The 26,236-nt window shown below is 40.8% G+C and carries 22 protein-coding genes, 1 other RNA gene and 1 pseudogene; all 24 read left to right on the top strand.

Going from position 1 to position 26,236, the window contains the following annotated elements; translation table 11 throughout:
* Positions 1 to 62: 62 nt before the first annotated feature.
* Positions 63 to 533 carry a cyclic pyranopterin monophosphate synthase MoaC gene (moaC, locus tag EO115_RS03575; RefSeq protein ID WP_126937621.1) on the top strand — a complete coding sequence of 157 codons (471 nt, stop codon included), beginning with the start codon at positions 63 to 65 and terminating at the stop codon, positions 531 to 533.
* A gap of 15 nt (positions 534 to 548) precedes the next feature.
* On the top strand, positions 549 to 1,037 hold the full coding sequence (gene trmL / locus EO115_RS03580) for a tRNA (uridine(34)/cytosine(34)/5-carboxymethylaminomethyluridine(34)-2'-O)-methyltransferase TrmL (RefSeq protein ID WP_126937697.1): 489 nt from the start codon (positions 549 to 551) through the stop codon (positions 1,035 to 1,037).
* A 163-nt stretch (positions 1,038 to 1,200) separates the two neighbouring features.
* Positions 1,201 to 1,551 (top strand): YlbF family regulator, encoded by a 351-nt coding sequence (locus tag EO115_RS03585; protein WP_126937622.1) that lies wholly within the window; start codon positions 1,201 to 1,203, stop codon positions 1,549 to 1,551.
* A gap of 1 nt (position 1,552) precedes the next feature.
* Positions 1,553 to 2,455 (top strand): annotated as a pseudogene (gene murB / locus EO115_RS08455) (UDP-N-acetylmuramate dehydrogenase); the annotation flags it as partial.
* Positions 2,438 to 2,995 carry an N-acetyltransferase gene (locus tag EO115_RS08460; RefSeq protein ID WP_256359652.1) on the top strand — a complete coding sequence of 186 codons (558 nt, stop codon included), beginning with the start codon at positions 2,438 to 2,440 and terminating at the stop codon, positions 2,993 to 2,995. The pseudogene murB and the gene EO115_RS08460, both read left to right, overlap by 18 nt.
* A gap of 125 nt (positions 2,996 to 3,120) precedes the next feature.
* Entirely contained in the window at positions 3,121 to 3,561 is a 441-nt protein-coding gene (rplM, locus tag EO115_RS03595; protein WP_126937623.1) for a 50S ribosomal protein L13, read from the top strand.
* A gap of 21 nt (positions 3,562 to 3,582) precedes the next feature.
* Positions 3,583 to 3,975 (top strand): 30S ribosomal protein S9, encoded by a 393-nt coding sequence (rpsI, locus tag EO115_RS03600; RefSeq protein WP_126937624.1) that lies wholly within the window; start codon positions 3,583 to 3,585, stop codon positions 3,973 to 3,975.
* Between the two features lie 141 nt (positions 3,976 to 4,116).
* Positions 4,117 to 6,126, top strand: a complete 2,010-nt coding sequence (gene recJ, locus EO115_RS03605; protein ID WP_126937625.1) for a single-stranded-DNA-specific exonuclease RecJ — start codon at positions 4,117 to 4,119, stop codon at positions 6,124 to 6,126.
* A 65-nt stretch (positions 6,127 to 6,191) separates the two neighbouring features.
* Complete coding sequence (locus EO115_RS03610) at positions 6,192 to 8,351, top strand: bifunctional (p)ppGpp synthetase/guanosine-3',5'-bis(diphosphate) 3'-pyrophosphohydrolase (protein ID WP_371413258.1); 2,160 nt, start codon at positions 6,192 to 6,194, stop codon at positions 8,349 to 8,351.
* Entirely contained in the window at positions 8,348 to 8,797 is a 450-nt protein-coding gene (gene dtd / locus EO115_RS03615; RefSeq protein WP_126937627.1) for a D-aminoacyl-tRNA deacylase, read from the top strand. The genes EO115_RS03610 and dtd overlap by 4 nt, the downstream gene beginning before the upstream one ends.
* Positions 8,798 to 8,809: 12 nt before the next feature.
* Complete coding sequence (locus EO115_RS03620) at positions 8,810 to 9,433, top strand: MBL fold metallo-hydrolase (protein ID WP_126937628.1); 624 nt, start codon at positions 8,810 to 8,812, stop codon at positions 9,431 to 9,433.
* Between the two features lie 8 nt (positions 9,434 to 9,441).
* Positions 9,442 to 10,512 carry an AI-2E family transporter gene (locus tag EO115_RS03625; RefSeq protein ID WP_126937629.1) on the top strand — a complete coding sequence of 357 codons (1,071 nt, stop codon included), beginning with the start codon at positions 9,442 to 9,444 and terminating at the stop codon, positions 10,510 to 10,512.
* Positions 10,505 to 10,996 carry a Fur family transcriptional regulator gene (locus EO115_RS03630; protein WP_126937630.1) on the top strand — a complete coding sequence of 164 codons (492 nt, stop codon included), beginning with the start codon at positions 10,505 to 10,507 and terminating at the stop codon, positions 10,994 to 10,996. The genes EO115_RS03625 and EO115_RS03630 overlap by 8 nt, the downstream gene beginning before the upstream one ends.
* A complete protein-coding gene (gene hemZ / locus EO115_RS03635) occupies positions 10,989 to 12,500 on the top strand; it encodes a coproporphyrinogen dehydrogenase HemZ (protein ID WP_126937631.1) in 1,512 nt (503 codons plus the stop codon). The genes EO115_RS03630 and hemZ overlap by 8 nt, the downstream gene beginning before the upstream one ends.
* The gene (gene hisS, locus EO115_RS03640) at positions 12,500 to 13,774 is read left to right on the top strand and encodes a histidine--tRNA ligase (protein ID WP_126937632.1); all 1,275 of its coding nucleotides are present in this window, start codon (positions 12,500 to 12,502) and stop codon (positions 13,772 to 13,774) included. The genes hemZ and hisS overlap by 1 nt, the downstream gene beginning before the upstream one ends.
* Position 13,775: 1 nt before the next feature.
* Entirely contained in the window at positions 13,776 to 15,572 is a 1,797-nt protein-coding gene (gene aspS, locus EO115_RS03645; RefSeq protein WP_126937633.1) for an aspartate--tRNA ligase, read from the top strand.
* 98 nt (positions 15,573 to 15,670) lie between these two features.
* Positions 15,671 to 15,843: non-coding RNA, 6S RNA (gene ssrS, locus EO115_RS03650), on the top strand.
* Positions 15,844 to 16,027: 184 nt separating this feature from the next.
* Positions 16,028 to 17,332 (top strand): replication-associated recombination protein A, encoded by a 1,305-nt coding sequence (locus EO115_RS03655; protein WP_126937634.1) that lies wholly within the window; start codon positions 16,028 to 16,030, stop codon positions 17,330 to 17,332.
* A gap of 124 nt (positions 17,333 to 17,456) precedes the next feature.
* Positions 17,457 to 20,093, top strand: coding sequence for a DNA translocase FtsK (locus EO115_RS03660; RefSeq protein ID WP_126937635.1), 2,637 nt, complete (start codon positions 17,457 to 17,459; stop codon positions 20,091 to 20,093).
* 53 nt (positions 20,094 to 20,146) lie between these two features.
* Entirely contained in the window at positions 20,147 to 20,593 is a 447-nt protein-coding gene (locus EO115_RS03665; RefSeq protein ID WP_126937636.1) for a helix-turn-helix transcriptional regulator, read from the top strand.
* Positions 20,594 to 20,611: 18 nt separating this feature from the next.
* On the top strand, positions 20,612 to 22,555 hold the full coding sequence (locus EO115_RS03670) for a YgiQ family radical SAM protein (protein ID WP_126937637.1): 1,944 nt from the start codon (positions 20,612 to 20,614) through the stop codon (positions 22,553 to 22,555).
* Between the two features lie 52 nt (positions 22,556 to 22,607).
* Positions 22,608 to 23,651, top strand: a complete 1,044-nt coding sequence (locus tag EO115_RS03675; RefSeq protein WP_126937638.1) for an ABC transporter substrate-binding protein — start codon at positions 22,608 to 22,610, stop codon at positions 23,649 to 23,651.
* On the top strand, positions 23,648 to 24,988 hold the full coding sequence (gene rimO / locus EO115_RS03680) for a 30S ribosomal protein S12 methylthiotransferase RimO (protein ID WP_126937639.1): 1,341 nt from the start codon (positions 23,648 to 23,650) through the stop codon (positions 24,986 to 24,988). Before EO115_RS03675 ends, rimO begins: the two co-directional genes overlap by 4 nt.
* Before the next feature lie 12 nt (positions 24,989 to 25,000).
* Positions 25,001 to 26,236, top strand: a complete 1,236-nt coding sequence (locus EO115_RS03685) for a competence/damage-inducible protein A (protein ID WP_126937640.1) — start codon at positions 25,001 to 25,003, stop codon at positions 26,234 to 26,236.

A 26,236-nucleotide genomic window follows, 5' to 3' on the forward strand; every position in this document is an offset into this window, starting at 1 on the left:
CCAGTAGAGTACTGACGGCCTATCTCTCTCTATGGTATAATATACAGGACATGGAGGTATCTATGAAATTAACACATTTTGATGAAGGTGGTAACGCGCATATGGTGGATGTGTCTCAAAAAGATCACACAGAGCGCGTAGCTGTTGCAGAAGGTTTTATCACCCTCAGTGAAGAGGCGTTCCATATTGTAGCCAGTGGGAATGTCAAAAAAGGCGATGTATTAGCGGTGGCACAGTTGGCAGCCATTATGGGGGCCAAGCAAACGTCAAACCTGATTCCCTTATGCCATCCTTTGGCATTGACGAAGGTCAGTGTAGATTGCTCATTAGTAGAAGAAAAACGAGCCGTCTGCATTCGTAGTACTGTGAAAACGACAGGTCCTACAGGAGTAGAGATGGAAGCTTTGACAGCTGTTCAAGTTGGCTTGTTGACAGTGTACGATATGGTAAAAGCCGTCGATAAAAGTATGACTATAGGCCCAGTATACCTTGTGGAAAAACAAGGTGGTAAAAGTGGCCATTTTAAGCGATGAAATGGTAGGTGGATGATGGAGATTGTATTAGTAGAACCGGAAATACCTGGGAATACAGGCAATATTGCAAGGCTTTGTGCGGCCAATCATATGACACTGCATCTAGTAGAGCCATTGGGATTTTCTTTGGATAGTAAATACTTAAAACGAGCTGGGTTAGACTATTGGCATTTAGTGGACGTGAAAATACATAAATCTTTAGAGGAAGTGTATGAACAATATAAGGGTCGTCGTTTTTGGTATGCCACTACAAAAGCGGCTCATACCCATGCAGAAGTGCAATATGAAATTGGGGATATGCTGGTGTTTGGTAAAGAAACAAAAGGTTTGCCAGAAGAAATTATTGCAGCCAATCCAGACACATGCATTCGTATTCCTATGATTGATGAAGCAAGGTCATTAAACTTGTCTAATGCAGTGGCCATTATTGCCTATGAAGGCATGCGCCAACTGGGGTTCCCAGATTTGCAGGCGGTTGGGCCAGGTGTATCGATAGAGGTATAGTGCATATAATAACAGATAGTGTATGACATACATGGTGTTATTTTTTGTATAGCACAGTATGATACTGCAATATATAAATATAAGTTAAATAGATATACTTTCAAAAGAAAATACATATTGAAAGTATATCGGAATGATATCCTAACAGGATTAAGGAGGAACTATGAATTACGATATAGCTTATGAATTACAAAAAGCAATGCGCGATAGCGAAGAGTATAAAGAAATGATGGCAGCTCAAGAAGCGATTCAAGATGATCAGGCTGCCAAAGGCATGGTAGAAGAGTTCATGTCTTTGCAAATGCAATTGGAATATGCAAAAATGGCTGATGTCCCTGAAGCGGAAGAATTATTGAAAAAATTAGAAGGATTATTGCCAATGGTGCAAGCGAACTCTGGTGCTAATGCATACTTAACAGCCCATGCACGTTGGACGCAAGTAGCAAATGATGTGTATCGTATTATTAGTGAACCAATCACAGAAGGTATGAAAATTTTAGAAAAGGCAAACTAATATGAATACACTACTTGAAGCGTTGCGGCAAGCTGTTTCTGCAGATAGAATCCAAGTAGATGCAGAGTTAGCGCCGTATACGACCTTTCAAATTGGCGGTCCCGCAGACGTGTTAATTCTTCCTCGTTCGGTGAAAGAATTACAAGCTATTATGCGTGTACTGCATAGCCATCAGGTAGAGCCTTTTGTATTGGGATTAGGATCTAATGTGCTCATCCAAGATGGTGGAATGCGTGGCGTTGTGCTTTGTTTGAAAGAATTACAAGAGGAACAACACCGTAATGGTACTACGATTATCATGAGTGCGGGGTATACGTTGAAAGAAGTGTCCGAATACGCCCAACGTGAAAGCTTAAGTGGCTTGGAATTTGCCATTGGCATTCCAGGTAGCTTAGGTGGAGCTGTATTTATGAATGCTGGTGCCTATGATGGCGAAATGGATCAAGTGGTAACTGGCGTAGATGCGGTTGATATGCAAGGAAACTTGCACCACTATAATCGAGAAGAATTACAGTTTGCCTATCGCCATAGTCGCTTTCACGAGAACCATGAAATCATTGTTCGTGTGACCATGGAATTACAGGAAGGAAATCCTGAGGATATCCAAAACCGTATGGATGAATTGACGGAAAAACGAGAGTCTAAGCAACCATTGGAGCATGCCAGCGCAGGGTCCACGTTCAAGCGCCCACCAGGGTATTATGCAGGTACCTTGATTGACCAAACAGGTTTGAAAGGGCTATCCGTAGGGCCTGCAGAAGTATCTATGAAACATGCTGGATTTGTGGTGAATCGAGGCGGCGCTACAGCCAATGATGTGCTCGGTGTAATTCATGAGGTCCAAAAGCGGATTCATGCAGCTCATGGGGTGCAGTTGGAACCAGAGGTGCGTATTTTGGGGGAAGCCCAAGAGCGAACTAGTTCTGTAGTCACCGTTGTAAGAGCTCAAGAGGTAGATATTCCAGCGCTGTCTAAATTATGTGCTGATACTTTTAGAGAAACTTTTAGTCATGACAATACAGAAGAGGAATTACAAGCCTTCTTTGATGAGGCCTATAACCATGATGTGTTGAAACGTGAGTTGGAACATGATGAGAGCGAAACATATCTAGCTTACGTAGATGATGTGTTGACAGGGTATTTAAAAGTGAATTGGGGTGATGCACAAACAGAGCATGAATTAGAAAATGCTTTTGAAGTGCAGCGAATTTACGTACTGAAAGCATACCAAGGATATGGTGTGGGCAGAGCGTTATTCGATAAAGCTATGCGCATTGCTGAGTCAGGCGATTTTGCTTGGGCTTGGTTAGGCGTGTGGGAGAAAAATTATAAAGCTCAAAAATTCTATGGACGTTATGGATTTGAAAAGTTCAGTGAGCATCAATTCGTTGTGACACCGGATAAGACAGATACAGATTGGCTGTTGAAGAAATCCTTGCGATAAACCTTGACATGCACCATAGATTTTGAGTATAATATTTCGGTAAGCAATTTGTACGGACTTCCACTAGCCCCGGAAGGTGGCAATTGCTTCTGTTAATACATTCTTGTTATTAGGAGGAAAGCAGCATGAAAACTACATTTATGGCCAATGCGAACAATATTGAACGCAAATGGTATGTTGTTGACGCTGAAGGTAAAACTTTAGGACGTCTTGCTGCCGAAGTTGCTAAAGTTCTTCGGGGCAAACATAAACCAACTTTTACACCACATGCAGACACTGGTGACCACGTTATCGTTGTGAACGCAGAAAAAGTGCGTGTAACTGGTAAAAAATTATTACAAAAAGAATATTTCCGTCATTCTGGATATCCAGGCGGATCCCGTTTCACTACACTTGCTATGATGTTGGAAAAACATCCTGAACGCGTAATCGAAATGGCAGTTAAAGGTATGCTTCCAAAAAATAAATTGGGTGCACAACAATACCGTAAATTGAATGTATATGCTGGCGCTGAGCATCCACATGCTGCTCAAAAACCAGAAGTGTTAGAGTTAAATATCCGTTAATACCGGGAGGAGGAACAAATAATGGCAGTAGCACAATACTACGGCACTGGTCGTAGAAAATCTTCCGTTGCTAGAGTTCGTCTGGTACCGGGTACAGGTAAAATCACTGTAAACAAACGTGAATTAAATGAATATTTTGGTCGTCAAACTCTTGAGTTAATTGTTAAACAACCATTGGTGTTGACAAATACTTTAGAACAATACGACGTTGTGGCAACTGTTGCTGGTGGCGGCCCATCCGGTCAAGCTGGTGCAATTCGTCACGGTGTGTCTCGCGCGTTATTAGAAGTAGATGGCGAACTTCGTCAATCTCTTAAAAAAGCTGGCTTCTTGACTCGTGACCCACGTATGAAAGAACGTAAAAAATACGGTCTTAAAAAAGCTCGTAAAGCATCTCAATTCTCCAAACGTTAATATTTGGCGATTGCAAATCCCAGTACCTTTATGGTACTGGGATTTTTTTGCATTTTAATAATGAGAGTTATTGAAAATAATATCCTTTTAATGTATAATAATGATAATGATAATGAAAGAAAAATCCATCCTGAGGTATATATGAAAAAGGTAGAAACGCACAAAGGTAAACGTTGGAATGTTGCCGTTACACAAGAAGCAATTGAAACAAAATTGACCTCTGGATTATCTGTACATCCCATAGTTTCTCATTTATTGGCAAATCGCGGGATTACAACGGTTGAAGCAGGTCAAACATTTTTATATAGTACAATGGACGATTTGTTGGACCCTTTCACATTAAAAGGCATGCGAGAAGCTGTGGAAGAGATTGAAAGGGTGTTAGCATCTAATGGATCTATTGTAATTTATGGCGATTATGATGTGGATGGAATTACGGCTACATCGTTAATGTATCGCTTTTTTTCGCGCTTAGGTGCCAATGCAAGCTATTACATACCGGAGCGACAAAGTGAAGGGTATGGCCTTAATTTAGAGGCTTTAGAATATTTGATTCAAGAAAAAACAGATCTAATCATATCTGTAGATTGTGGGATTAGTTCCTATGATATTGTAGAAGCTGTACGCGATCGAGTATCTATGATTATTACAGATCATCATACAGCACCGCCTCAAATTCCACGAGCTACAGCAGTTGTGAATCACAAACAACCGGATTGTCCATATGAGGACAAAAACTTATCTGGTGTTGGTGTTGCTTTTAAAGTGTGCCAAGCTCTGTGGAAACGCCGCACTGGTGAAGAATATGGTGATGATTTAGATATTGTAGCATTAGGTACCGTAGCAGATGTGGTACCTCTGGTGGGAGAAAATCGTATTATTGTCCGCGAAGGGTTACGAAAAATGACGGAGAGCCCTAACTTGGGAATTAAAGCTCTGATAGAAGTGGCAGGTTTGACGGGAAAAGCTATTTCTGCAGGACATATAGGATTCACGTTAGCACCAAGGTTAAATGCGGCAGGTCGAGTGACCCATGCCACAAGAGCAGTAGAATTGTTAATTACAGATAGCTCGCAAGAAGCAATGGAAATTGCGGAAGAACTACAAGAAACGAATGCAGAGCGACAGCAGATAGAGAGAGCTATTTTTGAAGAGGCCTATCAGGCAGTACTAGCACAAGGGACATTGGCTGAGCAATGTATTGTGGTAGCAGGAGAAGGATGGCATCCAGGAGTCATTGGTATCGTAGCCTCTCGATTAGTAGAAGCTTTTTATAAGCCGACGATGGTCATCAGTATTCACGATGGCATAGGAAAAGGTTCTTGTCGAAGTATTGATAATTGTAATATTTATGATGTGTTGTGTTCGGCTAAGGATGTATTGATTCAATTTGGTGGTCATTCTCAGGCGGCTGGATTTAGTGTGAAGGCAGATCAGATTGATGATTTGAGGAATCGAGCGAGTGCTTATTGTCGTGAACATTTAGTAGATACCGATTATATTCCTATTATTGATATTGATGGCATTGTATCTAGTGAAGATATTTCGATTGATTTAATTGACCAAATCGCAACGTTAGAGCCATACGGAATGGGGAATAGTACGCCGGTGTTTGCTATTCCCGACATTGCCGTGCAGAATTTATATCCTATGGGCTTTCAAAAGAACCACTGTAAAATTGTACTGCAAGGTCAGCAAGGTCCTGTTGATGCCGTAGCATGGCAAGGGGAACATTATATGCAAGAAATTTTTGCAGATGATCCGGTGAAAATAGCATTTACTTTGCAGAAAAATGAATGGCAAGGAACGGTGCGGCCTCAATTAATCGTACAGGATATGAGTCCCCTACAAGAGCAACGGGAACAGTTGACTGTGGAAGGCCTCCGCAAGATGTATGTGGTAGTCAAGAATGTGTTCCGATCTCCTACGGCACCGAAATATATTGTAGAGCGGGAAGCGTTGGAAGGAAAACCTCGTGAGATGACACCTCGAGAAGTGATACTTTCATTAGAAGTATTTAAAGAGTTGGGAATTTTACAAGAAGAAGTCATAGAAGATGGACGTCATGTATATCGATGGATGCAAGTCAAACAAAAATTGGAATTGCATACATCATTGACATTTATGAATTATAGTCAGGAGGGATCATAATGGTAAGTACTATGAGTAACCTTCATGAACATACATTTAATAAAGAGCGTGAATTTGGACAGTTTATGGATCGGGTGCAATCGTATTTGCCAAAAGAAGATTGGCCCGTCATAGAACGTGCATTTGCATTGGCTGATAAGGCCCATGCACCACAAAAACGTGCATCAGGGGAACCCTATATTTTACATCCATTGGGAGTCGCAACGATTTTAAGTGAATTGCAAATTGATCGGTCCACATTGGTATCAGCCTTATTACATGATGTCGTAGAGGACACGGAAGTGACGTTAGAAGACGTGGAAGCTGAATTTGGTCCTGAGGTGGCATTCTTGGTAGATGGTGTGACAAAACTGAATCAGTTTCAATACCAAACGAAAGAAGAGCAGCAAATTGAAAATTATCGCAAGATGATTTTAGCTATGGCAAAAGATGTGCGGGTTGTTGTGATTAAGTTGGGCGACCGATTGCATAATATGCGCACGTTAAAGCATATGCGTCCTGACAAGCAACAACGTATTGCGCAAGAAACATTGGAAATTTTTGCCCCGTTAGCGCATCGCCTGGGGATCTTTAATATTAAATGGGAATTGGAAGACTTGTCATTCCGCTATTTAGAACCTGAAAAATATTATGATCTTGTTCAGCAGATGAGTGAAAAGCGGCAGGCTCGTGAAAATATCGTTAATGATACGATGGATACCTTAAAAAAGGCATTAGAGACAGCTCATATTGCAGCAGATGTAAAAGGGCGTCCTAAGCATTTCTACAGCATTTATAAAAAAATGAAAAAAGACAATCGTGACTTGTCTCAAATTTATGATTTATATGCTGTTCGTGTCATTGTAGATACAATTCCAGATTGTTACGCTGTATTGGGAACTGTACATAGTTTATGGAAACCATTGCCATACCGATTTAAAGATTATATTGCTATGCCTAAATCCAATATGTATCAATCACTACATACTACGATTATTGGAACAATGGGACAACCTGTGGAAATTCAAATTCGCACATGGGATATGCATCGTGTATCCGAATATGGTGTAGCGGCCCATTGGCGTTATAAAGAAGGTAATAAAGGTAAAGCAGAAGCTGACTTTGATGCCAAGGTAGGGTGGATTCGCCAAGTTTTGGAATGGCAAGATGGCAGTGATCCAAAAGAATTATTAAATGCTTTGAAACTAGATGTCTTTACGGGTGAAGTATTCGTATTTACCCCAAAAGGCGATGTGATGAAGCTACCGAAAGGGACGGTGCCACTTGATTTTGCCTATCGTGTTCACACAGATGTGGGGAATAAATGCGTAGGGGCTAAGATCAATGGAAAAATCGTTCCACTAGACTATGAGCTGCAAAATGGCGATATTGTAGAAATTGTTACGTCTAAAAATGGTAAACCTCGTTTAGATTGGTTGAATATTGTTGGTTCTACAGAAAGTAAAACCAAAATTAAAAATTGGTTTAAACGAGAAAATAAAGAAGAAAATATTGTTAAAGGGCGCGAATTACTAGAAAAAGAATCAAAGCGACTAGGTTACGATTGGAAAGAACTTACAAAGAGTGGGCGCTTAGAAAAAATCGGAAAATCTTTGAATGCCGGTGGTGAAGCGGAACTGTTTTCTGCCGTTGGCTTTGGAGGCCTCTCTGTTAATACTGTACTGTTGCGACTCATCGATATGCATAAGCAAGATGTTGCTAAAGAAGAGCAACGAAAAGATACGATGGCTGTTATCGATCGACTGAAAATACATCAAGGGAAATCGAAAAAAAGTAGCAGTGGTGTATTAGTTAAAGGTGAGTCAGGAGTCATGGTACGTATGGCCCGTTGCTGTAATCCTGTTCCAGGTGATGATATTATCGGTTATATCACACGTGGTCGTGGTGTATCTGTTCATCGTGCGGATTGCACTAATATTGGACATACACCTGATGATGTGAATCGTATGATCGAAGTGGATTGGGAAGGCGCTACGCAGGAGCACTTCCAAGTCAATGTGTCTGTACATGCCTATGATCGCAGTGGATTGTTGATGGAAGTGATGGCAGCCTTGTCAGAAATGAAGATTAACATATCTAATATCAATGCTAAAACAGATGATACGAAAGATGTCACAATCCACTTAATTTTGGATATTAAAGACCTATCGCAGCTAGACTATGTGATGACTAAGTTGCGACGAGTCAAAGATGTGTATTCTGTACATCGCGGAGGAAAAACATGAGAGCAGTAGTACAACGAGTGAGTTCTTCCTCTGTTACAGTGGAAGACACTATCATTGGCAGTACTCAGCAAGGGCTGCTAGTATTGCTAGGTATTGCAGATGATGATACCTTGGAAGATGTGCAATATATCTGTGATAAGGTAAGCCATCTGCGAATTTTTGAAGATGATAATGACAAAATGAACCTATCCCTTCTAGATATAGGCGGCGAGGTTTGCGTAGTGTCACAGTTCACACTCTATGGAGATGCACGCAAAGGACGGCGCCCCAATTTTATGAAAGCAGCAGCTCCTGACAAGGCAGAAGCTTTATACGCACGCACTGTGGAAGCTTTCAAAGAAAAGGGGGTTCCAGTGAGTACAGGACAGTTTCAAGCTCATATGGAAGTAGCTCTTGTTAACGATGGGCCTGTTACGATTTTGTTAGATAGTCATAAAGAGTTTTAATGGAGTGTACAGATGAAGTTATATTATATGCCCTTAGGTGCGTATGGGACGAATTGTTATATTGCTCATAATGAAGCAGATAATACATGCCTAGTAACGGACCCTGGAGATGAGGGTGAAAAATTAAAAGAAATTCTTGATAGCCATAATTTTAAAGTGACGGGAATTTTATTGACCCATGGTCACAGTGATCATATAGGGGCCGTGCAAACATTGGTAGATACTTATCATGTGCCTGTGTATATACATAAAGGTGATGCAGAGTATTTAGAAAGTGCAGAAGTAAATCTAAGTGCTCGTTCCGGTAGACATATAACTGTACAAGTTGATGATGTGCGCTATGTAAAAGAAGGAGATACGATTTCTCTGGGAGATACGGTGTTTACAGTCATAGAAACACCTGGACATACACCAGGTGGTGTATGCTATTATACAGAAGGCACATTACTTGCGGGGGACACCCTATTTCAAGGCTCTGTAGGCAGAACAGATTTTCCTAATGGAGATTTTGAGTTGTTAAGTAAAGGCATCAAGGAAAAGCTTTATACATTACCAGATGATACAAAGGTGTATCCAGGACATGGGCCGGAGACGACAATTGGTGAAGAAAAGCAGTATAATCCTTTTGTGCGATAGGTGATAGGATGGGAAAACAATCCATACAATATTGGCTGCGTTGCATCTTGCTAGTCTTAGCCACTATAGGAATCTCGATTGCCTTGCCTGTCGTTATGCCGTTAATAGTGGCCATTGTACTAACATTAATTTTGTGGCCTTTGGTAAATCTTACGCAAGAAGGACTTCAAAAGTATTGGAAAGGCTGTCCTAGATGGATTGCCATCATTCCTTCCTTTGTGATTGTCATCTTGTTATCCTTCTTGCTAGTACGTCATGTGATCGTGCCTGTGATTGGGGAATTAACAAAATTATTGGCAAATTTACCGTACGTACTCGACCAATTTGCTCTTGTGGTGAAAGGGCTACAAGGGGTGGATGGAGAAAGTATTATTCCTCATCAATTTGATGGTATTATCAACTCCACACTTATAAAAATTGGCAATTATGGCGTCGACTTAGCGCAGCGAAGTGTGCTTGCTATTGTTTCTTTAGCCAGTACATTACTGCAGCTATTATTGGTGCCAATTCTAACGTTCTATTTATTAAAAGATGGACGTGACATTAAAAAAGCAATTTTAGGAATTTTTTCAAAGCCTACCTCCACGCACTTGGAAGAAGTGGTAACAGATATTCATCGTACATTAGGTGGGTATTTGCGGGGTCAGTTGTTACTGGCAACCAATATGTTTTGCCTTACCTTCATTGTCTGTTATGTGTACGACCTACCATATCCATTGGTACTTGCCGTACTAGCAGGCATTGCAGAATGGATTCCTATTATTGGACCTTTCTTGAGTGCTGTACCAGCCATTATTTTAGGGGCTGTTATTAGTGGTCCTCTGGCTGTGAAAGTTGCCATTACATATGGTATTTTACAGTTGTTAGATGGACAAATTATCATGCCGAAAATTATGGGGCATGTCATAAAATTGCCACCATTAGTGATTATTACGGCAATTTTCGTGGGAGGCTATTTCTTTGGTATCATCGGTATGATGGTAGCAGTACCAGTTACAGCGACCACACAAATTGTAGCGAAACGCTTATGGTATTTTAATACATATTATAGATTACAGAAAGAGGAACATCATGGATAAAACAACAGAAGTACAAGCAACAATGGACAAATTGAAAGAGCGCATTAAAGATAAAAAGTATAAATTGACTACACAACGTCAAATCATTTTGCAAACATTCATCGAAGCAGAAGAAAAACATCTCAGCGCAGAAGATGTGTATATTTTAGTGAAAAAGAACAATCCAGATATTGGATTAGCTACGATTTATCGTACATTGGATTTGTTCACAGAGTTAGACTTAGTAAAACGTTTAGATTTTGGTGATGGTCGTAATCGCTATGAATTAAATAGTGATGAATTTTCTCATTTCCACCATCATTTAATCTGCGTAAAATGTGGCTGTGTCAAAGAATTTGAAGATGATATGTTAGAAACATTAGAATCTATCATTGCTAAAAAATTAAACTTCCATACTACCGATCATCAATTGAAAGTTTATGGTTTCTGTGGAGACTGTCACGAAGCTGCCAAAGCATTAGAAGCTGAAAAGGGTCATGAATAATACATACCACTATGAAGGTCCTGTTGAGCTAGGTTCTATCGTAGCTCATCAGTGTGGAGCAGTGGGATTATTCTCGAATAAAGAAAATCCAGACTTTATGATTCATGTAACATCTATAGACACTGCTGACCATATTGATGCTGTAGAGGTGAAGGTCTTTTGCCATACAGATGTTCAGTCGCAGTTGCATTGTGTTGATACAGCTGTACCATCAGAAATATATAAGGGCTATGTGCTAGTACGTTCTCTTTTTGGAGAAGATACTGTAGAGGGGCGTAAAGTCATAGGTCGTCAATTATTGACGCAACTGCGATTACTATTGGGGACTACAGAAAGTCTTTGGGGGACGCTCGTCGGTGTTAGACCAACAAAATTAACTCATAAATTATGGGACTCTTTGGGTTCGTTAGATTTAGTTCGTGATGAATTAGAAACAACGCATGGTATTAGTCCTCAGAAATGGAATTTATTGGAAACCGTAGCGAAGCAAGAACGACCCTATGTGGAGCAAACTACAGTGGCCCCTAAGGAAGTCAGTATGTACAGTGGGATTCCTTTTTGTGAAACTCACTGCACCTATTGTTCATTTCCCTATGGGCTCATCCAAGGGTATGGAAAGGTACAAGAGTTTGTTAGTGCCTATCTAGAAGATATAGCGAATATGGACGAATGCATTGCATATCATGGGTTAGGAGTACAATCCCTATATATGGGTGGTGGTACACCTACTAGTTTAGGCGATGGTGACTTTCACAGGGTATTGCATGCCTTGCAGAAGTTGATTCCGACAGGTCATGAGTTTACCATAGAAGCAGGTCGGCCAGATTCGTTAAGCCAGAGTAAGATTGCTTCTATGATAGAAGCAGGAGTGACGAGAATCAGTCTGAATCCACAGACAATGCAAGACGATATACTTCGCATCATAGGGCGAGGTCATACAGTACAGGATATCCTGACAATGTATGAACACATTGTATCTTCCATGAATTGTTCGATTAATATGGACTTCATTGCTGGATTACCACGGCAGAGCTTACAAGATATGGAAGAGAATCTGAAGTATATTGAGCAGTTACGGCCACATAATGTGACGATTCATACATTGGCATTAAAGAAGGGAAGCCCTTTGTATGCTAGCGCCTATGCACAGGAGATTCCTTCCGAGGATGTAGTGCAATACATGTTAGATAGCACTCATGAGGCTCTGTTAGGTATGGGATATATACCCTATTATATGTATCGCCAACAGTATATGGTAGGGCAAATGGAGAATATTGGCTATACCTTACCTCACTATGAAAGTATCTATAATATACAAATGATAGAAGAACGTCAGTCTATACTTTCCATTGGCCCTGGTAGTGTATCGAAATGGATTGGTGGTCAAGATTTTAGACAAAAGAAACAATATATGCCGAAAGATGTAGATACATATATACAAGACATGAATCGGTTATTGGAAAAACGTAATACATTAAGTAAAGAACATTGGAGGGACAGCTAGTGGCTATTCAAAAACCAAGAGGAACACAAGATTTATTACCAAGTGTTCTTGGCAATTGGTATTATATTGAAAATACAATTCGTCGATTATGTAAGACTTACGGATTTGAAGAAGTTCGTACACCTATGTTTGAAGAAACAGGCTTATTTTTGCGTGGTATTGGGGAAACTACAGATATCGTGCAAAAAGAAATGTACTCCTTTCCAACAGGGGATAAAAAAGATCAATCCTACACATTACGACCAGAAGGAACGGCTTCGGCAGTACGTGCCTATTTAGAAAATAAAATTTATGGTCAAGAATCTATTACAAAATGGTTCTATATTGGGCCTATGTTCCGCCATGATAAGCCACAAGCAGGACGCTATCGTCAATTCCACCAATTTGGGGTAGAACTATTGGGTACACAAGCGCCAAGTGCTGATGCGGAATGTATCTCTTTAGTATTGCAACTATTGCGTGATTTAGGTTTAAAAGATTTAAATGTAGAAGTGAACTCTGTAGGGTGCCCAACATGCCGCCCTGCATACAGAGAAAAATTAATTGCTTTCTTTGAGCCTAAAAAAGAAGAATTATGTGAACTTTGCCAAAGTCGTTTGTACAAAAATCCATTGCGCATTCTTGATTGCAAAGAAGAAAAATGCCAACAGTTAGCGGTGGGTGTACCAGAGTTAAGCGATAATCTATGTGAAGAGTGTCAAGATCACTTCCATCATGTAAAAGAATATTTGACGGCAGCAGGAGAGAAGTTTACCTTAAATCCACGCCTAGTTCGTGGTTTAGACTATTATACAAAAACTGCCTTTGAAGTACAGTATACTCCATTAGGATCGCAAAGTGCTGTTGCAGGTGGTGGTCGTTACGATGGTCTAGTAGAAGAACTAGATGGTCCACATACACCAGCTGTAGGGTTTGCGATGGGGATGGAGCGCTTGTTATTGGCTCTAGAAAAACAAGGTTTGTTGCCAGAGCAACAACAAGAAGATTCTGTCTTTGTAGTAGCCTTAGGTGAAATGGCACAGAAGGAAGCTTTCAGAATTACAAATGCCTTGCGCAATGCCTATGTGAAAGCAGAAATGGAAGGCTCTGGTAAATCTATGAAGAGTCAAATGAAGTATGCTAACAAAATTAACGCAAAATATGTTATTATAATTGGTGATAATGAATTAGCTGAAGGTAAAGTCATCTTAAAATATATGGATACGTCTGAACAAGAAACAGTATCCTTAGCTGAGATTACAAACCGTATAACTGAATTAGTGAAAGGAAATTAGAATGGAAACTATGAAAGGTTTACACCGTACTCACCATTGTGGGTTAATCGGTGCAGAACAAGTGGGAACAGAAGTGGTACTTTGCGGTTGGGTAGAGCGCCGTCGTGACCATGGTGGGTTGATTTTTATTGATTTGCGTGATCGCTCTGGGGTGGTGCAAATCGTGGCATCTCCAGATCACAATATGGACTCTTTCCATAAAGCAGAAGATGTACGTAACGAATATGTATTGTGCGTACGTGGCACGATTACAGAACGTGATGCAGCGGCTGTGAATCCAAACTTGCCAACTGGTAAGTTTGAAATGTACTGCGAAGAGTTGCGCGTATTGAATGCAGCGAAAACACCTCCATTCTATATCCAAGATAATATCGATGTAGATGAAAATATTCGTTTAAAATATCGTTATTTAGATCTTCGCCGTCCAGAAATGCAAGCGAACTTGATTTTGCGTCACAAAGTGACAAAAGCAATGCGTGACTTCTTTGATAATAATGGGTTCTTGGAAATTGAAACACCTATGTTGACAAAAAGTACACCAGAAGGGGCACGTGACTACTTAGTTCCATCTCGTGTGAACCCTGGCACATTCTATGCATTGCCACAATCTCCACAAATTTTTAAACAAATTTTGATGGTAGCTGGCTATGAAAGATATTTCCAAATCGTACGTTGTTTCCGTGACGAAGATTTGCGTGCAGACCGTCAACCTGAATTTACACAGCTCGATATTGAAATGAGCTTCATGGATCAAGAACAAATTTTGAATATGCAAGAGCAAATGATTGCCCATGTATTCAAAGCGGCACAAGATGTTGAGATTCCATTGCCAATGCCTCGCATGACTTGGGATGATGCGATGAACTTATACGGTTCCGACAAGCCAGATATCCGTTTTGACATGACTTTCACAGATGTAACAGACTGTGTGAAAGATACAGAGTTCAAAGTATTCCGTTCTGTTATCGACAATGGCGGTCAAGTAAAAGGTATCGTGGTAAAAGGCTATGCAGGTATTCCACGTCGTGAATTAGATGATTTGACAAACTTTGTAGGCATCTATGGTGCCAAAGGTTTGGCTTGGGCTTGCTTCAATGAAGATGGCACAATCAAATCTCAAATCATGAAATTCCTAGGGGAAGATACAGTTCGCAACATTGGTGCAACAATGAATGCAGAGCCAGGTGACTTGGTATTGATGATTGCTGATAAACCAGCTACAGTAGCAAAAGCTCTTGGTGAATTACGCCTAGAAATGGGTAAACGTCGTGGCTTAATTGATGAAAATAAATTAGCCTTCTTGTGGGTAACAGATTTCCCTATGTTTGAATACGATGAAGAAGATAAACGTTTCGTAGCGATGCATCATCCATTCACATCTCCACGTGAAGAAGACATGGAATTATTAGCTACAGATCCAGGCGCTGTAAAAGCCATTGCCTATGACATGGTATTGAATGGCGTTGAAATCGGTGGTGGTTCCATCCGTATTTACCAATCTGATGTACAAGAAAAAGTATTCAATGCGATCGGCTTAAGCACAGAAGAAAGTCGTTCTAAATTCGGCTTTATGTTAGATGCTTTTGAATATGGTGCGCCTCCACATGGTGGTTGTGCCTTTGGTTTAGACCGTCTTGTTATGTTGATGGCGAAACGTCAATCCATCCGTGATGTGATTGCATTCCCTAAAACACAAAGTGCATCGGACTTGATGAGCCAAGCTCCATCTGAAGTAGCGCCTAAACAATTGCGCGAATTACACATCAAAACAGATGTGACAAAAGAAAAATTAGTATAATCGAATTTGTCCAATAGAAAATTGTTATACTTGTAAGGAAAGGAACGGTGTATTTCTTCTTGAAATGGCCGTTCCTTTCTGCTATACTATGGGTAAAGAAATTCCTGCTATGTGCGTGTTATATCGCAGTTTTGAGCCAACATTTTAATTTAGGGATTCTCGCTCTTGTAAGGGCGCTCTGCCTCTACGAGGACTGTAAACTTACGAGGAGGAAACCCACCTGCCTTTGCAGGATCAAAACACGGTATGGATACGGCATAGTGGGGCTTTTATATAACCGCCTGATGGTGGTTTATTTTTTTTGCATTAATAAGAACATATAGACTATACAACTAGATAATTGTATAATGAAAGTACAGATAATAAAGGTATGTATGTTTGAGTTTTTTATGATTGTGTTTGTAAAATAGCAGTTTTGAAATACTACGAAAAACTTTAAATAGGGAGGTGTGAAGATGAATTTGTTTGAGAATATAGAATCGGTGGATCCCTTTGAGCCGTTGGCAGTACGCATGCGTCCAAGGACGTTAGATCATTTTTTTGGACAAGAGAAAGTAGTAGGTGAAGGGACATTCCTTCGCTCTATGATTGAAGAAGATACAGTGCCATCACTACTACTGTATGGGCCATCGGGAACAGGGAAAACAACACTAGCTAAGATTATCTCAGAATTAACTAGCAGTCGATTTGTTATGCTCAATGCGACAAATGTTGGGATTGGAGAATTGCGAAGCACAATAGAAGAAGCGGTACGGTTTCGTAACTCCTTACAGCAGCGAACGATTTTATTTTTAGATGAAATTCATCGCTTTAATAAAAGTCAGCAAGATGTATTGTTACCTTCCGTAGAAAGCGGACAAATTATTTTGATCGGAGCAACTACAGAAAATCCTTTTTTTGAAGTAAATCGCCCCCTATTATCTCGTTTGCGATTGATTACGTTAGAACGATTACAACCCATGGCCTTAGTAGCTATTTTACGACGAGCATTGACAGATACAGAATATGGTCTAGGCAAGAAAGAGATTGTTGCTACAGACGAACTGTTGGAAGATATAGGACGTTTTGTAGATGGAGATGCTCGCATGGCCTTGAATATTTTGGAACAAGTGGGGGCTATGGTTCGAACTCAAGGAGAAATTACTGTAGACATACTTGAGAAGGTGTTAGGTCGTAGGGTATACCGGTATGATAAAAAAGGTGATAACCATTATGATGTAATCTCTGCTTTTATTAAGAGTATGCGAGGTTCTGATCCAGATGCAGTATTGTATTATCTAGCACGCATGATTGAGGCTGGGGAAGATCCAGTATTTATTGCGCGGCGCATCATTATTTGTGCGGCGGAAGATGTAGGCTTAGCAGATCCACAGGCGTTGGTAGTGGCTAATGCAGCAGCGCAAGCCGCACAAATGGTAGGACTTCCAGAAGCACGGATCATTTTGTCGGAAGCAGCGTTGTATATTGCATTAGCACCGAAGAGTAACTCTGCCTATGTGGGGATTGATAGGGCCATACAAGTGGTACGGCATAAGGAACAGGGAGAGGTACCGATGCATTTGCGAGATGCCCATTATGGCGGGGCTAAACGGTTAGGGCATGGTATAGGTTATCGGTATGCACAAGACTATCCGAATGGGTATGTACAGCAACAATATTTGCCGGATAATTTAGCAGGTGAAACGATGTATACTCCATTGGACCGTGGCTGTGAAAGGGCGTTAATTGAACAATGGGAAGATAGGAAACAATCGAAATAATATAAACTCTCTGGAAATGTATTTGTACCAACTAATGTTGAGGTTTTTCGATATACTTTCATAGGTGAAAATGGTATAATTAAGTGCTAAGGTATATGATAGGAACGGAAATGTGGAGTGTAATATGGCTGAGGAAAAGAAAGGCAAACAGAAGATACAATCGAAACGAGCGAGCACAGGAAGAACCTCTAAGACGGAACGTAAGAGTGCTTCAAGCAACGTGAAGCCTGCGAATCGTACAGAAATAAAGGGGCTCCTAGTGATGGCTTTTGCTATTGTAGGCCTCATCGGTATGATGGGCGTCGATACAGGCACCTTGGGAAGTGTCATTAGCGGTATTTTTACCTATGGGTTCGGCCTAGGTGGATGGGCTGTAGCAGTATGGCTTCTCTACAATGGCTGGTGCTGGTTATATAAAGGAAAACTAGCTTCTGTTACGAGAAAAGGTCTTTTATATACAGTTGTAGTGCTAGTGGTTATGGTGCAAATGGTATTGTGGAAAGTACCTGCTGGTGATGAGTTAGCAACCACTGCATTAGCAGATAATGGAGGCGTCATAGGGGGCCTCTTTGGAATGCTATTCAGAAAGATCTTAGGTGATATGGCTGGCATTTTTGTAACGGCTGTTATTGCCATATTATGTATACTTGGGGTGACTAGGTTATCCCTTCGCCAGGGCCTTCATAAAGCGAAAGACACAGCTAGTATAGGGTTGGAAATAGCGCAAGAAAAGGCAAGTGAAACAGCGACGGCTATTCGTGAGCAAGTACATGAATGGAAAGAAGAATGGCGTGAAGAACGTCGTAAAGCCTATGACCGTGAAAAGGATATGCGTTACCCTAAAGACAAAGATACAACGTTTGATCTAGAATCCGAAGGATCTGTAGGTATAGAGGCAGAAGATGCTGATAGTACGTCAGTTACGACTGTAGTGGAGTTGGCAGAACATGGTGATGGAAGTATAGAGGATACTGCTACAGTAGAACCAATGCAGTCTAATACAGAAGTAATAATGGCTCCTAATCCTGTGGAAGACGATGATGAAGATAGCTATATTCCTGAATTGGAACCTCGTGAAGATGAAGTTACAGATGATTTCTCATCAAATGATACATCAGGAGATATCTATAGCACCGATGTAGATGAAGAACCGTATGGAACAGAGAGATCTACGACATTAGATCCTATCACTCCGCCATCATTTTTACAGACTACAAATTATGTAGAGCCTTTGGTGGAAGTGCCAACGATAGAAACAACAAAAGAGGATACTGCTGCTGTAGCGGTGAATACAGATGGAGTGGCTCGTCCACGGACGATTGAAAAGCCATACCAATACCCTCCGTTAACGATGCTTTCACAAGGAAAATCAAACCCTGTCACAAGTGAAGAAGTGGCGCATAATGCGGTATTATTGGAAGAAACATTAGATAATTTTGGCATTACCGCAAAGGTTGTCAATGCTACGCAAGGCCCTACGGTGACCCGCTATGAATTAGAGCCAGCAAAAGGGACAAAAGTAAGTCGTATTATGGGATTACAAGATGATCTGAAAATGAGCTTAGCCGCTGTTGATATTCGTATGGAAGCACCTATACCAGGAAAGTCTGCAGTGGGTATTGAGATTCCAAATAAAAATGTATCAGCTGTACATTTACGAGATGTACTTGACTGCGAAGAGTTTCAACAAGCCAGTGGTGGTATTCCGGTAGGCCTTGGTAAAGATATTGCGGATATGCCGGTTATAACGGACTTGGCTAAAATGCCTCATTTATTGGTAGCAGGTTCTACAGGATCTGGTAAATCGGTTTGTGTGAACACACTGATTTCTAGTATCTTGTTTAGCCGCAAGCCTGATGAAGTAAAGTTGATTTTAGTAGATCCTAAAATGGTTGAATTATCTGTATATAATGGCATTCCTCATTTGATGCTGCCCGTAGTGACAGATATGAATAAGGCTGCTGCAGTGCTTCGCTGGGCGGTCCGTGAAATGGATGCTCGTTATATGACATTGGCTACTGCTGGTGTACGTAATGTGGCAAGCTATAATAAACAAAACCCAACCAAAGCAATGCCATTAATTTTAATTATTATCGACGAATTAGCGGACTTGATGATGACAAATCCTGATGTGGAAGAGTCTATTGATCGTTTGGCTGCCAAAGCACGTGCTGCAGGTATCCACATGGTATTGGCAACGCAGCGACCGTCGGTAGATGTGATTACAGGTAAAATTAAAGCTAATGTGCCGAGCCGTATTGCTTTCACAGTGGCCACTCAAATCGATTCTCGTACCATTCTTGACCAAGCGGGGGCAGAACGCCTCTTAGGTCGTGGGGATATGTTGTTCAATCCAATTGGAGCGAATAAGCCAATTCGGATCCAAGGTGCTTTTATTTCTGATGAGGAAGTAGAAGAATTGATTGCTTTTGTGAAAGGCCAAGGGCAACCTGAATATGATGAGGCTATGATGGCTGAAACAGATAGAGGTGCTGAAACTTCAGATGCTGTGAGCACTGATGAAGAGCAGGATGAACTGTTAGAACGAGCTGTACAAATTGTGTTGGAACAGCGAAGTGCTTCTGCTTCTATTTTGCAACGTAGATTGCGTGTAGGCTTTTCCAGGGCTGGTCGTTTGATCGATACGATGCAAGATATGAAGATTATTGGACCACCTACGAATAGTAGTAAAGGTCGAGATATATTAATGGGAGAAGATCAAATTCGAGAATTATATTTCCCCAATTTTACAGTAGATTAGAGTAGTGTGCCATTTGCGTTATGTAGATGGCACCTATATGTATAGGAGGTTCTATGGCATCGATTGGCGAAGAACTTAGACGAGAGCGTCAACGACGCGGATTCACATTAGAACAAGTAGAAGATGTATTACATATAAAAGTAGCTTACCTTCATGCGTTGGAACATAATGAATTCAACTACATACCAGGAAGTATTTATACAAAAGGCTTTATCAAAAACTATAGTGAATTTTTAGGAATTGATAGTCGAAGAATGGTAGATGCTTTTAAAAATAGTATTGGTGAATCATTAACGATTCCTAAACGAAGAGTATCTGCTAAGGGACAAGATAAGTCAGATATAGGGCGGGAACAAGATATATTAGAAGAGCCAAAGCAACGATTGACGTACCAAGGAAGACGGGCGAGAAGACAACGTACATTGATGAAGGAACGTATTATTCTAGCGGTCTTGGTTCTCATCATTATCCTTTTCCTAGGTTGGCTATTTTTCGTGTAATACAGTATAAGGAATCGTATGAAAGAACAATATTTAATTACTACGAAAGCAGAAATGGATGCACGAGGGTGGGCAGAGTTAGACTTTGTCATTATTAGTGGTGATGCCTATGTAGATCATCCTTCGTTTGCACCGACTGTGATTGGTAGATTATTAGAATCCCATGGATATCGAGTGGGAATCATAGCTCAGCCCGATTGGAATGATGTGAATGCATTTAAAGTGTTGGGAAAACCAAGATTAGCATCTTTGGTAACAGCAGGCAATTTAGATAGTATGCTCAATAAATTTACGGCAGCCAAAAAGCATCGCCGTGATGATGGCTATTCTCCGGGAGGGGAATCAGGACGTCGACCAGATCGAGCAACGGTAGTATATGCAAACCGTATGCGAGAAGCTTTCAAAGGTGTGCCGATTGTTATCGGTGGTATCGAGGCGAGTTTGCGACGATTTGCACATTATGATTATTGGTCAGATACAGTGCGGCGATCAGTGCTCATTGATAGCAAGGCCGATGTCCTTATTTACGGGATGGGTGAAAAGCAAATTGTTGCCTTAGCAGAGGCATTGGATACAGATAAACTTGGTAAACAATTGCCGACTATCAAAGGTATTTGCTATGTGGACAATGAAGTCCCAGAAGGAGCCATTGAATGTCCTTCTTATGAAGCTATTTCCACAGATAAAAATATCTTTGCAAAGGCGTTTAAAATACAATTTGATGAACAAGATCCATACTATGGAAAAGCTGTTGCACAAGGTCATGGCAATCGATATGTAATACAAAATAGCCCAGCCTTACCTCTCACACAAGAAGAGATGGATCATGTGTATAGTTTGCCGTATACAAGAAAGTGGCATCCTATGTACGACGCGGCTGGTGGAGTACCAGCTTTGGCAGAAGTGCAGTTTAGTATCACCAGTCATCGTGGCTGTTTTGGCAGCTGCTCCTTCTGTGCCATCACAAGCCATCAAGGACGAATCATTCAAAATCGTAGTCATGAATCTATTGTAGAGGAAGCAAAGCGAATGACGACGATGGATGGGTTTAAAGGATACATCCATGATGTAGGAGGACCTACCGCAAACTTTCGTCATGTAGCCTGTGAAAAACAATTGAAAGTAGGAGCTTGTAAAGGAAAAACATGCGCAGCGCCCAAAGCATGTCCTCAATTAAATACAAATCATGATGACTATGTGAGCATTTTGCGTAAGGTCCGTAACGTAAAAGGTGTGAAGAAAGTATTTGTTCGTTCTGGACTTCGCTATGACTATGTACTAGATGATAATAATAAAGAGTTCGTAAAAGAACTGTGCGAGCACCATGTAAGTGGTCAACTTAAGGTGGCCCCGGAACATGTGTCAGAACATGTGACGACAATTATGGGAAAAGCGAATAAAAGTTACTTTTTAAAATTTAAATCTTGGTTTGATGAGGCGAATCGTAAATTAGGTAAACAACAATTTTTGGTGCCTTATTTTATGAGCTCTCATCCAGGATGTACCTTAGAGGATGCTATTGAATTAGCTGAATTTTTACGTGATCAAAATATGACGCCAGAACAGGTACAAGATTTCATTCCTACACCAGGTAGCTTATCGACTGCCATGTATTACACAGGGATTAATCCTCTTACAGGTGAGCCTGTGTATGTAGCTAAAAAAGGTAGAGATAAAGCTATGCAACGGGCATTGATGCAATATAAACGAGAAGAAAATTACGATCTTGTCAAAGAAGCCTTGCTGAAAGCGAATCGAAGAGATTTAATTGGGTTTGGGCCACTTTGTTTAATTCCGCCTAGATACATTAAGAGAAATTCATCCACATCAAGACAGCAACAAACTTTGCATGAAGGGAAACATGCTGGTAGTGGAGGGTCTCGAAAAGGAATGTCTAAAGGGGGACAAAAGAAAAATAGTGGTTCTAAAATTGGTATAGGTGTCAGGAAAAAGAAGAAGTAAAAATAGAGGAATTTCAGATATGTGTCGCTAATACTTATAAGGGGGTGAATCTATGAAACGAGTGCGGTTGGTGTGTATCTTTATAGCAGTCTTGGGAGGACTCTTTGGAGCAGGTCTATGGCTAAGTGAGATGAAGCAAGCCGCTGCAGATCATTTGGTAGTACCAACTCGGTCGGAACTGACTGTATATACAGATGGTGATCCTGATTTGATGATGGCTATTGGAAGAGCCTATGAAAAGGAAGCACAAGTCAAAGTGCATATGATTCCTATAGGCCAAAAGCAAATGGGGACTCGACTAGCTTTGCCAGAAGGAGAGCAACAAGGTGATCTAGTTATCTCTACAGTGCCTAATCTAGGACAAGGTGTTACTCATGGAGCGTTTCATAGATTGCCTGCTGATATTACCCAAAATGTAGAGGCTACTTTTCATGGGACCAATGAACAGTGGGTGGGGATATGGTATGATCCGTATGTATTTGCAGTCCATAATGATTTTTATAATGCTAAAGGAAAATACGTCAATACATGGTTTTCTTTGGCCTATACAGGGCCTTGGCGCATTGCAGTGACAGACTTTGTGGCTGATGAACGGGCAATTACATTGCTAAATACCTTTGGTGGTATTTATGGACAAGAAGGAGCTATATCGTACTTTGACAGTTTGCGACCGCACATTGTGCAGTATACAAAGGAATTACCATCTCCTGTGCGTATGGCAGCTATCGGTGATGTTGACATTGGCGTTGGTAGATATTCTGATGCCAAATTATATGAAGTTCATAAATATCCTCTGACTATACTCTATCCTAGAGAGGGTACGCCCTATGATATGATGGGGGTTGCCATTTTGAAAGGCACTACGAATGAAAGTGAAAGTAAAGCCTTTATTACATGGTTGCTTTCAGAGCGACTACAAGCCATATGGAAAGATAACGATGTGCATTATATAGCAACGATAAATACAATGGCATCTCATAAGGATAGGCAAGGGAATCCGTTAGTATTGTGGACCGGTGGTATTGCACAGGCAGAGGAAACAAAATTATTACGAGAATGGATACGACAAGTGCGTTTTAGAAAGGATACACCATGAGTAAGTTGTTAGGTTATATTAGTTTAGGTTGCGCCAAGAATTTGGTGGATACAGAGGTGATGCTAGGAGCTTTACAAGATAATGGCTATGAAATCACAGAAGAGTTAGAAAAAGCAGAAATTATTATTATCAACACATGCACATTTATCGAGAAAGCAAAAGAAGAATCGATTAATACTATATTAGAGGCTGGTCAATACAAGCAATATGGAGACTGTAAAGGTCTTATCGTGGCGGGCTGTTTAAGTCAGCAATACCAAGAAGAATTGTTTACAGAAATTCCAGAAATTGATGCCCTCATTGGTACAGGATCTTGGAATCGTATTATGGAAGCTGTGGAGGCTATTCAAAATGGTCAACGTATTTGTATCATGGATAGTATGACAAATATGTATGATGAAGGTATGCCACGGATGATGACCACACCGGACTACAGTGCATATGTAAAAATTTCTGAAGGATGTAATAATGGTTGTACTTTCTGTATCATTCCTAAGGTACGTGGGGCTTACCGTAGTCGTTCTATAGAGTCCATTGAACGAGAAGTGCAACAGTTGGCAGAAGCAGGTGTGAAAGAAGTGGTGTTGATTGCTCAAGATACTACCTACTATGGCGCAGATTTGAACAATGGTAATCCATTACTTTCAGAGTTGTTGAAACGATTGGCAAAAATTGAAGGTATCGAATGGATTCGTATGTTGTACTTATATCCTAAACATTTCTCTGATGAATTGTTAGAAACAATCATGACGGAACCAAAGGTGTGTAAATATATCGATATGCCACTACAGCATATTAACAATACTGTGTTGCAACGCATGAATCGTAAAGATACACGGGAAAACATTGTAGCCTTGTTACATAAAATCCGCAATCGCAGTGAGCATATTACACTACGCACATCTCTAATCGTAGGGTTCCCTGGGGAAACAGAAGAACAATTCCAAGAATTGGCAGATTTTGTAAAAGATATCCGATTTGATCACATGGGGGTATTTACGTATTCTCAAGAGGATGGTACACCAGCAGGTATGATGGATGAGCAGATTCCAGAGGAAGTGAAAGAAGAACGGTACCATACATTAATGGCCATTCAAGCACAAGTTTCAGAGGAACATAATCGCGACTTGGAGGGAACGATTCATCAAGGTATGATAGAATCTATCGATGAAGTGGAACCGGGAAAATTCCTAGCCCGTGGTCGTTTGCAAATGCAGGCTCCCGATGTGGATGGCAACATGTATGTAGAAGATGTAACAGGACTGTCTGAAGGCGATATTGTGACGGTAAAAGTATCACAAGGTTTTGCTTATGACGTGGTAGTAGAAACTGTATAGGATGGTGATAGCATGATCGTAGAATTAATCTCTACAGGATCAGAAATATTGCTAGGACATATTGTCAATACAAATGTAAAGTGGCTCAGCGAAGAACTGAACAATCGGGGATACTCTGTATCATACCAAACGACGGTGGGTGATAATCCTAATCGCATGAAAGAAGTATTTCAACAAGCAGGGAAACGAGCAGATATTGTGATCAGTTCTGGAGGCTTAGGAGCTACCCAAGGAGATATTACTCGAAAAGCTTTGGCAGATGCCTTGGGATTGCCTTTGGTATTTCACGAAGAAGCAGGTCGTGAGGTAGATTCCTTTTATGAGAACCAAGGACGGGTAAAACCTTACGAATCTGACCGAGATCGGTATTTACCAAAAGGGGCACAGGTACTACACAATCCAGTAGGGGTAGCACCAGCAGTGGTAGTGGAACAGGATAATACGGTATATATTTTGTTACCAGGTCCGCCATCAGAATTACAAGGAACTTTCAAAGAAAGTGTGAGTCCCTTTTTAGAACAACGTTTTGGACAGCAAGGGGTGATTTATTCTGAACGGTATGCTGTGTATGGATATCGTGAAATGCAATTAGAGACTTTATTGCAAGATTTGATTCAGAACCAGCAGAACCCAACCATAGCACTACTGATTAAATCAGGATATATTGAAATTCGTTTAACTGCAAAAGGGGAGTCAAAAGCAGACTGTCAGGAAAAACTAGGCCCATGGAGGTCTATCCTCTTAGAACGCTTGGAAAATATCCGTAGTTTAGACACATCGGTGTTGGAAAACTTTCACAAGGTGGCTCTAGAAGCAGGTATTACCATAGGAACTGCTGAATCTTGTACAGGCGGCCTAGTAGGAAAAACATTGACTGACTTAGGCGGTAGCAGTGGCTATTATCAGGGCGGTATTATTTCCTATGCGAATTCGGTGAAAGAACAAGTATTAGGCGTATCATCGGAGACATTGGCAACACATGGTGCTGTCAGTGAAGAAACAGCTACAGAAATGGTAGAAGGTGTATTTCGTGTATTACGTACAGATTATGCAATTGCGACCACAGGGATAGCTGGTCCAGGTGGTGGTAGTCAGGAAAAACCAGTAGGTCTTGTGTATATTGGTATTGGCACGCCCCGAGGTATTACTGTACATAAAGAAATATTTATAGGGGATCGTACTAGTATCCGTAACAGTGTAGCGGAACGAGCGATTCAATATGTATATAAAGAATTAATAGAAAGGTAG

Origin of the sequence: Veillonella sp. CHU740, assembly GCF_003992055.1 — a bacterium.
GTDB lineage: Bacteria > Bacillota > Negativicutes > Veillonellales > Veillonellaceae > F0422.